Genomic DNA, 12,367 nt, shown 5'->3' with positions numbered 1-12,367 from the left:
TTACCTGCGAGTAGCAGAGCTTCACCATCCCCTGACGGGACGGACGTGGCAGCCGTCCGGGGCACCCCTCTATCGTTAGCCGCCATGTGGCCAGGACAGCAGCCGCCCGGGGGCGAGCAGAACCCGCAGGACCAGAATCCCAATCCGTACCAGCAGCCGGGGTACCAGCAGCCGAACCCCTATCAGCAGCCGGGGTACCAGCAGCCGGGCCACCCGCCGCAGCAGCCCGGACAGGAGCAGCCGGGGTATCCGCCGCAGCAGCCCGGACAGGAGCAGCCGGGGTATCCGCCGCAGCCCGGTTACCCGCAGCAGCCCGGCTATCCGCAGCAGGGATACCAGCAGCCCAACCCGTACCAGCAGCCGACCGTGCCGCAGCAGTACGCCGCAGCGGGTCAGTCCGGTCCGCCAGGTCCCGGACCGGGCAAGAGGAAGAACACGACGGTCGTCGCCGTCGTCGCCGCCGCGGTGGTCGTGATCGCCGCCGCGGGCACCGCGTTCTTCGTGCTGGGCGGGGACGACAAGAAGAGCGACAACGCCGCGGACGACGCCAAGGCGTCCTCCTCCGCGTCCACGTCCGGTGAGCCGTCCGCCGCCCCGTCCGTCGACAACCCCCGGGACGGCTCCGCCGCCGAGCCGACCATCCCCGGCTGGAAGGTCGTGACCAACCCGAAGCACGGGACGCGGTTCGACGTTCCGGCCGACTGGGAGGTCCAGAAGCCGGGTGTGATATCCGGCTTCGAGGACGCGAAGAAGGGCGACGGCTCCCCCCTCGTCACGTTCTCGGCTCCCGCCTTCTACAAGTCCAAGTGGTGCTCCCAGGACTCCGACAAGGACGGCAGGACGGAGGACAGCAGCCTCGGGGGCACCGGTACCAAGGGCGGCAGGGGCGCCGAGGACACGGCGTCGGCCGCGCGGACCGAGGCGGGCACCTGGGTCTGGGCCCCGTACGCCCAGGAGGAGTCCGAGGCGTCGCTCAAGGAGAAGATGAAGGTCAGCGAGGCCGAGGCGTTCACCACCGCGTCCGGGCTCAAGGGGCACTTCGCGACGGCGACGGTCACGGGACTCGCCAAGAAGAACAAGTGCGACACCGACGGCAAGTCGGTCGCCTTCACCTTCGCCAACGCCAAGGGCGACTTCTCGACCTGGGTCCTCTACGCCAACAAGGGCGTGCCGGACGAGATCCCGGACGCGACGATCAAGAAGATCATGAGCACTGTCCGGCTGGCCGGGGCCTCCTGACCGGAACGTGACAAAATCGGTTGGCACGGGGTACCGACCACGGGGATAGTCCCCGGGTGACCTCTCCCGCCGACACCGGCACCGGCCCGCGACGGCCCCGTCGCCCTCACCGTCCCCCGTGGGCCGGTCGTAACTACACGCTGCTGACCGCCGCGGCGATCGCCACCAATCTGGGCAGCCAGGGCGCGCTGATCGCCTCGGCGTTCGCGGTGCTCGAATTGGGCGGCGACGCGGGCGACGTGGGGCTGGTGGCCGCGGCCCGTACGATTCCGCTCGTTCTCTTCCTGCTGGTCGGCGGCGCCCTGGCGGACCGGCTGCCACGGCACCGGGTGATGGTCGCCGCCAACGCCGTCAACTGCGTCTCCCAGGCCACCTTCGCCGCCCTGGTACTGACGGGCGACGCGCGGCTGTGGCAGATGATGGCGCTGGCCGCGCTCGGCGGTACGGGCCACGCCTTCTTCAGCCCGGCCTCCGAGGGCATGCTGATGTCCAGTGTCAGCGGCGAACAAGCGGGCCGGGCCTTCGCGCTCTACCGGATGTCGATGCATGGCGCCGGGATCGGCGGCGCCGCGCTGGGCGGGGCGCTCATCGCGGTGATCGGCCCCGGCTGGGTGCTGGCCGTCGACGCCGCCGCCTTCCTGGTGGCCGGGGCGCTGCGCGCCTTCCTCGATGTCAGCCATGTGCCACCGCGCGAGCCGGGCGACGGGATGGTCGCCGATCTGCGCGACGGCTGGCGGGAGTTCATCGGCCGCCCCTGGCTCTGGACGATCGTCGTCCAGTTCGCGGTGGTCAACGCGGTCGTCGTGGCGGCCGAGTCGGTGTACGGGCCGCTGGTCGCCCGCGACGAACTCGGCGGGGCGGGTCCCTGGGGTCTGGCGCTCGCCGCCTTCGGCGCGGGCACCGTGGGCGGCGCGCTGGTGATGATGCGCTGGAAGCCGCGCCGGCTGCTGCTCGCGGGCACGCTCTGCGTCTTTCCCCTCGCCCTGCCGTCCGCCGGGCTCGCGATACCGCTGCCGGGCGCGGGGCTGGCGCTGGTGATGTTCCTGACGGGGCTCGCGGTCGAGGTCTTCGGGGTGTCGTGGATGACCGCGCTGCATCAGGAGATCGCCGAGGAGAAGCTCTCCCGGGTCTCCGCGTACGACATGCTCGGCTCGGTCGGGATGATTCCGGTGGCCACCGCGCTCGCGGGACCGGTGGAGAGCGCCTTCGGGCGCACCAACGCGCTGTGGGGCTGCTCGGCGCTGGTCGTCGTGCTGACGGCCGCGGTCCTGACCGTGCCGGACGTACGCCGGCTGACGCGCCGCGCCCCCACCCCGGAGGCGGGGACACGGAAGACCACGGAATCCACCGAGACCACCGAGACCACGGAGAACGCGGAGAACGCCGCCGTGTCAGCCGATGCTGAAGGCACCGTCGGGCGGGCGGGGTGACGGCACGGCGCCGCTGTCCCGTACCGGCGCCGCGTCCCCGATGAACTTCCGCAGCGACGCGCCGTGTTCGACCCGGGCGGGGAAGGCGTCGGCCGCGGTACGGCGGGCCAGGGCGGCCATGTCGATCTCCGAGTGCGAGGCGACCAGCACGGCGTTGCCGAAGCGACGGCCGCGGAGCACGGCGGGCTCCGCGATCAGCGCCAGTTCCTCGAAAACCGTGGCGAAGGTGGCCAGTTGGGAGCGGAGGAAGCCGAAGGGCGCCCCGTCGGCGAGGTTCGCGGCGTAGACCCCGTCCGCACGCAGCACCCGCGCGGCCTCGCGCGCGTACTCGACGGAGGTGAGATGGGCGGGCACCCGCGAGCCGCCGAAGACATCACCGACGAGCACGTCCACGGAGCGGTCCCGCGCGGCTTCGAGCCAGTGGCGCGCGTCCGCGCCGTGCACGGTGATGCCGGTGCCGTCCGGTATCGGCAGCGTCTCCGCGACCAGCGCCAGCAGAGCCTCGTCCGCCTCCACCACACACTGCGTGGAGCCGGGCCGGGTGGCGGCCACATAGCGGGGCAGGGTGCAGGCCCCGCCGCCGAGGTGGAGCACGGTGAGCGGAGCGCCCTCGTCGCCCGCCCGGTCGACGACATGGGCCAGGCGCCGTACGTACTCGAACTCCAGATGGGTCGGCTCGTCGAGATCGACATAGGACTGGGGCGCGCCGTCGACCGTCAGCAGCCAGGCACGCTCCCGGTCCATGTCGGGCAGCAGCTTGGCGGTGCCGCTGTCCACGGCGCGCATGACGGGGATCGCTTCGTTCACGGTTCCATTGTGCGCGCCCGCCGCCCCGGGGTACGGGGCGGCGGGCGCGGACCATGAGAGCACCGGCCGGGTGCGGCCTCGCGGACGGGGTCAGAGCAGGGACGTGACCGTGCCGGCGCCGACCGTACGGCCGCCCTCACGGATCGCGAAGCCGAGCCCCGCCTCCAGCGGGACGTCACGGCCCAGCTCCACGGTCAGGCTGACCGTGTCCCCGGGGCGCGCGACGGCCGCCTCGCCCAGGTCGATGTCACCGACCACATCCGCCGTACGGATATAGAACTGCGGCCGGTAGCCACTGGTGACCGGGGTCGTCCGCCCGCCCTCGCGGGCGGAGAGGACATACACCCGCGCGGTGAAGCGCCTGCTCGGCACGACACTGCCCGGCGCCGCCACCACATGGCCGCGGCGGACCGCGTCGCGCTGCGTACCGCGCAGAAGCAGCGCGACATTGTCCCCGGCCTCGGCGGACTCCATCGGCTTGCCGAAGGTCTCCAGCCCGGTGACGACCGTCTCGATTCCGGCGCCGAGCACTTCCACCCGGTCGCCGACACGCACCGTGCCGCGCTCGATGGCACCGGTGACGACCGTGCCGCGCCCGGTGATGGTGAGGACGTTCTCCACCGGGAGCAGGAACGGCGCGTCCGTGTACCTGATGGGCATCGGCACATAGGTGTCGACCGCGTCGAGCAGCGCCTCCACGGCCGCCACCCAGCGCGGGTCGCCCTCCAGCGCGCGCAGCCCGGAGACCCGGACGACGGGCGCCGCGTCGCCTCCGTAGCCGTGCTCGGTGAGCAGCTCACGCACCTCCAGCTCGACCAGGTCGGTCAGCTCGTCGTCGCCCGCGTCGGCCTTGTTGAGGGCGACGACGATGTGGTTGACGCCGACCTGGCGGGCGAGCAGCACATGCTCGGCGGTCTGCGGCATGATCCCGTCGAGTGCGGAGACGACGAGGATCGCCCCGTCGAGCTGGGCGGCACCGGTCACCATGTTCTTGATGTAGTCGGCGTGGCCCGGCATGTCGACATGCGCGTAGTGCCGGGTGTCGGTCTCGTACTCGACGTGCGAGATGTTGATGGTGATCCCCCGGGCGGCCTCCTCCGGGGCCCGGTCGATCCGGTCGAACGGCACGAATGTGCCGGTCCCCCGGTCGCTGAGGACTTTGGTGATGGCGGCGGTCAGGGTGGTCTTTCCGTGGTCGACGTGGCCCATGGTGCCGATGTTCAGATGCGGCTTGGTGCGCACGTATGCCGTCTTGGGCATGGTTCGCGTGGTTCCTTCCAGGAACTCGAAGCTGAGAGGGACCCCCGGGCCTTGCCGACCCTCCCCCTGCGGGGTCCGCCGGACGATCCGGGAAGGGTCAGCTTCGGGCGCCGCCGAGGGGCGCCGCGGGTGCCGCTGCCGCGGCCGCCGCCGCGGGGGGCGCGGTCGCGGTGAGCACCGCCGCGTCGGCCGCGTACGCGAGGGAGAGACCGGCGGGGAAACCGGCAGCCTTCGGCGCGTCCGCGACTGCGGACGGCGCTGCGGGGAAGGCGTGCCGGAACATGTCGCCGATCCTGGCTCATACCCACTGTTCACGTCGAATGGTTTTCCCCGCCACGGGAGTTCATGTGGGTCGGCTAGCATCCCCGAATATGCTCGACACCGCCCCCAGGCCGGTCCCGAAGCCGGCCCCCGAGCCTTCGCCGGGCCTCGCCGTCCGCTGTCTCCGGCTGCTGCTCTCGCCCTGGTCGCGGTTCGCCCTGCTCGTCGTCGTACTCGCCGCGGCGGGTGTGGCGGTGCTGCTGTACGAGCCGCAGAAGTTCCTCGCCGACGGCTGGCCGCCGCAGTTCAGCGGCGCGACGGCGGTGGTGCTGTTCGCCGTGTCATACGGGCTGTGCGCCGTCGCGTTCGTACCCCGTCCCCTGCTCAGCCTCGCCGCCGGCGCGCTCTTCGGCTCGGCGTGGGGGCTGCTCGCCGCGATCGTGGGGTCGGTACTGGCCGGCGCGGTCTCCTTCGGGCTGGTCCGTATCCTCGGTCAGGGGGCGCTGCGGCCACTGCTGCGGGGCCGCTGGCTGGTGGCGGCCGACGGACAGCTGAGCGAGCACGGCTTCCGGTCGATGATGGCGCTCCGGCTCTTTCCCGGGGTGCCGTTCGCCCTGGGCACCTACTGCGCCGCCGTCTCACGTATGCGATGGTCGTCGTTCCTGCTGGCGACCGGGATCGGAACGATCCCCAACACGGCGGCGTATGTGATCGCGGGCAGCGAGGCATCGTCTCCGACCTCGCCGATGTTCCTGATCGCGACCGGCTTCATCGTGGTCACCGGGGTGGCCGCGGCGATCGTCGCCTGGCGTCAGCGCCACCGCCTCGGCCGCCGCTGATCTCAGCTCACGCCGGGACGCGGACCGCCGGGTCACGGACCATCGGAACGCGGACCATCACGGCGCGCCGAGCCCCAGGTCGCCACCGGGCGGCGGTGCGGAGAACCGCGCCACGTCGGCGTCCGTGACCTCCGCCAGCTCCTTCGGCGACCAGCGTGGTCTGCGGTCCTTGTCGATGACCCGGGCCCGGATGCCCTCCTGGAGATCGGGGAAGGTCAGCGCCGCGCACGAGGCGCGGTACTCCTGGTCGATCACCTGCTCAAGCGTGGCGGTCCGGCGGGCCCGGCGTACCGCGACGAGGGTGGCCTTCAGAGCGGTGGGCGACCGGGTGAGGAGCGTCTCCGCGGCGTCCTTCGCCGCCGGTGCCCCGTTGCCGCGCAGACGGTCGATGATCTCCTCCACCGAGCCGGCCGGGTAGCAGTCGTCGATCCACTCGCGGTCCGTGTCGAGCCGCCCCTCCGGCGCGGTCGTCGCATACCGGCGCACGGTCTCCCGTACGTCCGCCGCCTCCCGCACCTCGGGCCCCGCGAGCGCGGCGCGCAGAGCACCCAGCCGGTCGGAGGGTACGAAGTGATCCGCGAGCCCGCACAGCAGGGCGTCGGCCGCGCCGAACGTCTGCCCGGTGAGGGCGAGATGGGTGCCCAGCTCACCGGGCGCCCGGGAGAGCAGATAGGTGCCGCCGACATCGGGGACCAGCCCGATCGCGGTCTCGGGCATGGCGACGGCCGACCGTTCGGTGACGATCCGTACGCTGCCGTGCGCGGAGACGCCGACACCGCCGCCCATCACGATGCCGTCCATCAGCGCGACATACGGCTTGGGGTAGCGGGCGATCCGGACGTTGAGCCGGTACTCGTCGCGCCAGAAGGCGGGCGAGACGCCCGCGCCGGTGCGGGTGTCCTCGTGGATCACACGGATGTCGCCACCGGCGCAGAGCCCTCGGTCACCGGCGCCGGAGATGACCACGGCCGTGACGTCGTCGTCGCCCTCCCACACGGCCAGCGCCTCGTCGATCGTCCGCACCATGGGGTGGGTGAGAGCGTTGAGCGCGCGGGGCCGGTTGAGGATGAGATGGGCCGTACGGCCCGCGCGGGCGGTCAGTACGGGTTCGTCGTGGGCCATGCTCTCGCTGATTCCTTCCCTGGGCGGACACGTCCGTGGGACCGCGCCCGTCCAGTATGGACACGCTGTTCCGGGGGCTCTCCACCGGTCCGTCGGGAGGGATCAGCTACGGGTGGGAGCCGCCAGCGCCTCGATGATCCGGTCCGCGGCGAGCGTCGCGGTCAGTGTCCCGTCCCGTACCTCCCGCTCCAGCGCGGGCGCCAGTTCCCGTACGCCCGGGTGTTCACGCAGCCGGTCCAGGAGGTGGTCGCGGACCATCGCCCACGTCCAGTCGACCTGCTGGTCCCGGCGCTTGCGGTCCAGCCGGCCGTCGGCGCCGAGCACCGCGCGGTGCTGTTCGAGCCGTTCCCATACGGTGTCGAGGCCGCTGCCCTCCCGCGCGCTGCAACTGAGCACCGGTGGCGTCCAGGCGGCGTCCGCCGGGTGCATCAGCCGTAGCGCGCCCGCGAGTTCCCGGGCGGCGGAGCGCGCGTCGCGTTCGTGGGGGCCGTCGGCCTTGTTGACCGCGATGACGTCGGCCAGTTCGAGGACGCCCTTCTTGATGCCCTGGAGCTGGTCCCCGGTGCGCGCCAGGCTGAGCAGCAGGAAGGAGTCGACCATGTTGGCGACGGTGGTCTCGGACTGGCCGACCCCCACCGTCTCGACGAGCACCACGTCGTAGCCGGCGGCCTCCATGACGATGATGGTCTCGCGGGTCGCCTTGGCCACCCCGCCCAGCGTGCCCGCGGTCGGCGAGGGCCGTACGAACGCGGCGGGGTCCACGGCGAGCCGTTCCATCCGGGTCTTGTCGCCCAGGATGGAGCCGCCCGTCCTGCTGGAGGACGGGTCGACGGCGAGCACCGCGACCCGGTGGCCGAGGCCCGTGAGCAGGGTCCCCATCGCGTCGATGAAGGTGGACTTGCCGACGCCGGGGACCCCGCTGATACCGATCCTGCGGGCCCTCCCGGAGTGCGGCAGCAGCTCGGTCAGCAGCTGCTGGGCGAGCCTGCGGTGGTCGGGCCTGGTGGACTCCACGAGGGTGACGGCACGGGCGATATACGAACGGGAGCCGTCCAGAACGCCCTTGACGTAGCTGTCGATGTCGATCCGTGGGGGCACGCGCTCACCGCTCTGCGCCGGAAGCGGCGTCGCCGGAAGCAGCCTTGTCGGCAGGAGCGTTCCCGGCAGGGGCCTCGTGCCCCAGCGAGGCCGCGAGCGCGGTCAGCAGATCGCGCGCGGCGTCCGGGATCACCGTGCCGGGCGGGAAGACCGCGGCGGCCCCGGCCCGGTGCAGCTCCTCGATGTCCTGGGGCGGGATCACCCCGCCCACCACGATCATGATGTCCTCGCGGCCCTCCTCGGCGAGCTGTTCGCGCAGCGCCGGTACGAGCGTGAGGTGCCCGGCGGCGAGCGACGAGACGCCGACGATATGCGCGTCGGCCTCGACGGCCTGCCGCGCCACCTCGGCGGGGGTCTGGAACAGCGGGCCGACATCGACATCGAAGCCCAGGTCGGCGAAGGCCGTGGCGATCACCTTCTGGCCGCGGTCATGGCCGTCCTGGCCCATCTTGGCGACCAGGATGCGCGGCCTGCGTCCTTCGGCCCGTTCGAAGTCCTCGACGGCGGCGCGGGTGCGCTCGACCGCCGGGGAGGTACCTGCCTCGTTCCGGTACACACCGGCGATGGTACGGATCTGGCCGGAGTGACGCCCGTACACCTTCTCCAGGGCGTCGGAGATCTCACCGACGGTGGCCTTGGCGCGGGCCGCGTTCACCGCGAGGCCGAGCAGATTGCCGTCGAGTCCGGGGCGCGAGCCGGCCTCGGCGGCGGCGGTGAGCGCGCGCAGCGCGTCCTGGCAGACGGACTCGTCGCGTTCGGCGCGCAGCCGCCGGAGCTTCTCGATCTGCTGGGTGCGTACGGAGGAGTTGTCGACCTTGAGCACATCGATCTGCTCGTCGGTCTCCACCCGGTACTTGTTGACGCCGATGACGGGCTGACGGCCCGAGTCGATCCGCGCCTGGGTACGGGCCGCGGCCTCCTCGACCCGGAGCTTGGGGATTCCGGCGTCAATGGCCTGCGCCATCCCGCCGGCCGCCTCGACCTCCTCGATGTGCTGCCAGGCGCGCCTGGCGAGGTCGTAGGTCAGCTTCTCGACATACGCGCTGCCGCCCCACGGGTCGGTCACCCGGCAGGTCCCGGACTCCTGCTGAAGCAGCAGCTGGGTGTTGCGGGCGATCCGGGCCGAGAAGTCGGTGGGCAGGGCGAGGGCCTCGTCCAGCGCGTTGGTGTGCAGCGACTGGGTGTGGCCCTGTGTGGCGGCCATCGCCTCGACACAGGTGCGGGTGACGTTGTTGAAGACGTCCTGCGCGGTGAGCGACCAGCCGGAGGTCTGTGAATGGGTGCGCAGGGAGAGCGACTTGGCGTTCTGGGGATCGAACTTCTTGACCAGCCTGGCCCAGAGGAGCCGGGCCGCGCGCAGTTTGGCGATCTCCATGAAGAAGTTCATGCCGATGGCCCAGAAGAAGGAGAGCCGTGGCGCGAACGCGTCCACGTCGAGTCCGGCGCCGAGCCCGGCGCGCAGATACTCCACGCCGTCGGCAAGGGTGTACGCCAGCTCCAGATCGGCCGTCGCCCCCGCTTCCTGGATGTGGTAGCCGGAGATGGAGATGGAGTTGTAGCGCGGCATCTTCTGCGAGGTGTACGCGAAGATGTCGGAGATGATCCGCATCGACGGTTTCGGCGGGTAGATATAGGTGTTGCGGACCATGAACTCTTTGAGGATGTCGTTCTGGATGGTCCCGGCCAGCTTCTCGGGCGGTACGCCCTGCTCCTCGGCGGCCACGATGTAGAGCGCGAGTACGGGCAGGACCGCGCCGTTCATCGTCATCGACACGCTCATCCTGTCGAGCGGGATGCCGTCGAACAACTGGCGCATGTCGTAGATCGAGTCGATGGCCACACCCGCCATGCCGACATCGCCGGTCACCCGGGGGTGATCGCTGTCGTAGCCGCGGTGGGTCGGCAGATCGAAGGCGACCGAGAGGCCCTTCTGCCCGGCGGCGAGGTTGCGCCGGTAGAAGGCGTTGGACTCCTCGGCGGTGGAGAACCCGGCGTACTGCCGAATGGTCCAGGGCTGGTTGACATACATCGTCGGATACGGGCCGCGCAGATACGGCGCGATGCCGGGGTAGGTGCCGAGGAAGTCGAGCCCCGCCAGATCCCGCGCGGTGTACAGCGGTTTGACGGCGATGCCCTCGGGGGTGTCCCAGAACAGTTCGTGGTCGGTCCTGCCGGTGTGCTCCTTGACGGCCGTACGCCACTGGTCCTCGGTGGTCCCGGCGCTGTCGCCGGGGCCGAGCTGAATCTCGGAGAAGTCCGGGATCCCCATCACGCCACTCCCATCCGGTCGAGGACGGAGGTCAGGACGGCGATCGCGTCGCCGCCCGCGACGACGAACTCGTCGACTCCGGCCCGTACATAGGTCTCACGTTGTTCGCCGGGGCGGCCGGCGAGGAACACCTGGAGCGCGCCGGCCGCCTTGAGCGCCGCCGCGACGGGCGCGGCACCCTCGGCATAGAGCGCGTCGCTGGAGCAGATACAGGCGACGGCGGCCCCGCTGCGGGTGAAGGCGTCGGCGGCGGTTTCCGCGTCGACCGTCACCGGGTCGTGGACCGGCTCGATTCCGCCCGCCTGGAAGAGGCTGGTGGCGAAGGTGGCGCGCGCGGTGTGCGCGGCGGCCGGTCCGAGGGCGGCCAGAAAGACACGGGGCCGGGCGCCGGTGGCGGCGAGATGCGCGTCGGAGCGGGCGCGAAGCGTCTCGTACGCCTCGTCGCGGCGTACCACCGGCAGTCCGCCTCCCGGCGGCGCGGGCGCCGGGGCGCGTTCCACCGGGGGCTGGGAGAGCTGGGGGAACTCACTGACGCCGGTGATGGGTTCGCGCCGCTTGGCCAGCCTGCCCGAGCGCTCCCGCCAGGTGGCCGCGAGCCGCTCGGCGATCAGTCCGTCGTGGAGCGCGGCGCGCTGACCGCCGGCGCGTTCGATCTCCTGGAACCACGCCCAGGCGGCGTGGGCGAGATCGTCGGTGAGCCGCTCCACGTACCAGGAGCCGCCCGCGGGGTCGATGACCCGTCCCAGGTGGGATTCCTCCAGCAGGATCGTGGAGGTGTTACGGGCGATCCTGCGGGCGAAGGCGTCGGGCAGTCCGAGTGCGTGGTCGAAGGGCAGTACGGTCACGGCGTCGGCGCCGCCGACGCCGGCCGCCAGCGAGGCGACCGTGGTGCGCAGCATGTTCACCCAGGGGTCGCGCCGGGTCATCATCACCGGTGAGGTCACGGCGTGCTGACGCTGCGCCCCGGTACCGGAACCGGCGTCGGCGCCGCACACCTCGGCCACCCGGGCCCAGAGCCTGCGCGCGGCCCGGAGTTTGGCGATCGTCAGAAACTGGTCGGCGGTCGCCGCGTACCGGAACTCGATCTGTTCACAGGCGGCTTCGACGGTGAGTCCGGCCGCGGTGAGGTCACGCAGCCAGCCGACCCCGGTGGCGAGGGCACAGCCCAGTTCCTGTGCGTCGGAGGCGCCGCCCTCGTGGTACGGCAGGGCGTCGACGGTGATCGCGCGCAGGCCCGGGTACTCCCGGTCGCAGAGCGCGGCGAGTTCGGCGGCCTCTTCCATCAGGCCCGTCACTTCCCGTCCCGTACGGGCGAGTTCACCGACGGGGTCGGCGCCGAGGGTGCCGCGCGCCGCGTCGCGGGCCACCCCGCGTTCCTCGTACAGCTTCAGCAACTCCCGTGCGGCGGGCCCGAATTCGGCGCCCGCGTCGAGGGCGATCGGCGCCAGGTCGAGATAGACGCCGTCGAGCACCGTGGCGAGCCCGGACACCGGGATTCCGGTGGAACCCACTGACAGCCAGAGGGAGGTGACCCCGTTCTCCAGGTCGGAGAGCACGGCTTCGTTGGCGCGTACGGGATCGGGGAGCGAATGGCGTTGCCGTACGTCCCAGCCGGAGACCACGGCGCCCTCGGGCCGGCCGCCTCTGATGAACGGCGCGAAGCCGGGATAGCCGGGGTGAGCGGTGTCTCCGGGCGCGTCGTCCGCGGTGTACAACGGACGGGTGGTGAGCCCGTCCTGAAGCGTGGTGGAGAGCGCGTCCTCAGCGGCCGGCCCCGGAAGATCCCGGCCCGACTTGCGCAGCACGCCTGCCACCAGGCTCTGCCACTGCTCGCGGGTCGCGTCGGGGAACTCGGAGGCCAGGGAAAGCCCGTCGTCAGGCAGGACCGTCATGCCCAGATGTTATGGCAGCGTGGCGAACGAGTAGCAGAGGGCGACACTGTGACCTTGCCCTCGCCGAGCCGCCTCGGGTGTAGGTCATTCATGGTGCGGGATGTGCCGGGGCGAGGACCCGTGGCACCAGGGGTCACCGCCGTCCCGTTA

The 12,367-nt window shown here is 71.7% G+C and carries 10 protein-coding genes; 3 read left to right on the top strand and 7 right to left on the bottom strand.

The genetic code is table 11. The annotated features are described in order from the left end of the window. The first annotated feature begins 84 nt into the window (after positions 1 to 84). Both AB0M67_RS22710 and AB0M67_RS22705 read left to right on the top strand, forming a co-directional pair. Positions 85 to 1,239 (top strand): hypothetical protein, encoded by a 1,155-nt coding sequence (locus AB0M67_RS22710; RefSeq protein WP_365748061.1) that lies wholly within the window; start codon positions 85 to 87, stop codon positions 1,237 to 1,239. A gap of 56 nt (positions 1,240 to 1,295) precedes the next feature. After that, a complete protein-coding gene (locus AB0M67_RS22705) occupies positions 1,296 to 2,669 on the top strand; it encodes an MFS transporter (RefSeq protein WP_365748059.1) in 1,374 nt (457 codons plus the stop codon). Here the strand turns inward: AB0M67_RS22705 and AB0M67_RS22700 are convergent. From AB0M67_RS22700 to AB0M67_RS22690, 3 genes are all read right to left on the bottom strand, one after another. Next, complete coding sequence (locus AB0M67_RS22700) at positions 2,631 to 3,476, bottom strand: fused MFS/spermidine synthase (protein WP_365748057.1); 846 nt, start codon at positions 3,474 to 3,476, stop codon at positions 2,631 to 2,633. The genes AB0M67_RS22705 and AB0M67_RS22700 overlap by 39 nt on opposite strands. Positions 3,477 to 3,566: 90 nt before the next feature. Further along, positions 3,567 to 4,736 carry an elongation factor Tu gene (gene tuf, locus AB0M67_RS22695; RefSeq protein WP_365748055.1) on the bottom strand — a complete coding sequence of 390 codons (1,170 nt, stop codon included), beginning with the start codon at positions 4,734 to 4,736 and terminating at the stop codon, positions 3,567 to 3,569. A 97-nt stretch (positions 4,737 to 4,833) separates the two neighbouring features. Next, positions 4,834 to 5,019, bottom strand: a complete 186-nt coding sequence (locus AB0M67_RS22690) for a hypothetical protein (protein ID WP_365748053.1) — start codon at positions 5,017 to 5,019, stop codon at positions 4,834 to 4,836. A gap of 88 nt (positions 5,020 to 5,107) precedes the next feature. On the opposite strand from AB0M67_RS22690, the gene AB0M67_RS22685 reads away from it, so the two are divergent. After that, positions 5,108 to 5,836 (top strand): TVP38/TMEM64 family protein, encoded by a 729-nt coding sequence (locus AB0M67_RS22685; RefSeq protein WP_365748051.1) that lies wholly within the window; start codon positions 5,108 to 5,110, stop codon positions 5,834 to 5,836. A gap of 57 nt (positions 5,837 to 5,893) precedes the next feature. On the opposite strand, the gene AB0M67_RS22680 is transcribed toward AB0M67_RS22685, so the two are convergent. The 4 genes from AB0M67_RS22680 to mutA form a co-directional block, all read right to left on the bottom strand. Then, entirely contained in the window at positions 5,894 to 6,958 is a 1,065-nt protein-coding gene (locus tag AB0M67_RS22680) for an enoyl-CoA hydratase/isomerase family protein (RefSeq protein WP_365748049.1), read from the bottom strand. Between the two features lie 102 nt (positions 6,959 to 7,060). Continuing rightward, entirely contained in the window at positions 7,061 to 8,056 is a 996-nt protein-coding gene (gene meaB / locus AB0M67_RS22675) for a methylmalonyl Co-A mutase-associated GTPase MeaB (protein WP_365748047.1), read from the bottom strand. Between the two features lie 4 nt (positions 8,057 to 8,060). Further along, positions 8,061 to 10,325 carry a methylmalonyl-CoA mutase gene (scpA, locus tag AB0M67_RS22670; protein WP_365748045.1) on the bottom strand — a complete coding sequence of 755 codons (2,265 nt, stop codon included), beginning with the start codon at positions 10,323 to 10,325 and terminating at the stop codon, positions 8,061 to 8,063. Next, a complete protein-coding gene (gene mutA, locus AB0M67_RS22665; protein WP_365748043.1) occupies positions 10,325 to 12,217 on the bottom strand; it encodes a methylmalonyl-CoA mutase small subunit in 1,893 nt (630 codons plus the stop codon). Before mutA ends, scpA begins: the two co-directional genes overlap by 1 nt. Positions 12,218 to 12,367 lie beyond the last annotated feature (150 nt).

Origin of the sequence: Streptomyces sp. NPDC051662, assembly GCF_040681655.1 — a bacterium.
Lineage (GTDB): Bacteria > Actinomycetota > Actinomycetes > Streptomycetales > Streptomycetaceae > Streptomyces.
This window is presented reverse-complemented; position numbering and strand designations above follow the sequence as displayed.

Bases quoted from the DNA above. Each gene is read 5' to 3' on its own strand.
- AB0M67_RS22685 (WP_365748051.1), top strand. From the start codon at position 5,108: ATGCTCGACACCGCCCCCAGGCCGGTCCCGAAGCCGGCCCCCGAGCCT.
- AB0M67_RS22690 (WP_365748053.1), bottom strand. From the start codon at position 5,019: ATGTTCCGGCACGCCTTCCCCGCAGCGCCGTCCGCAGTCGCGGACGCG.
- AB0M67_RS22710 (WP_365748061.1), top strand. From the start codon at position 85: ATGTGGCCAGGACAGCAGCCGCCCGGGGGCGAGCAGAACCCGCAGGAC.
- AB0M67_RS22680 (WP_365748049.1), bottom strand. From the start codon at position 6,958: ATGGCCCACGACGAACCCGTACTGACCGCCCGCGCGGGCCGTACGGCC.
- tuf (WP_365748055.1), bottom strand. From the start codon at position 4,736: ATGCCCAAGACGGCATACGTGCGCACCAAGCCGCATCTGAACATCGGC.
- scpA (WP_365748045.1), bottom strand. From the start codon at position 10,325: ATGGGGATCCCGGACTTCTCCGAGATTCAGCTCGGCCCCGGCGACAGC.
- mutA (WP_365748043.1), bottom strand. From the start codon at position 12,217: ATGACGGTCCTGCCTGACGACGGGCTTTCCCTGGCCTCCGAGTTCCCC.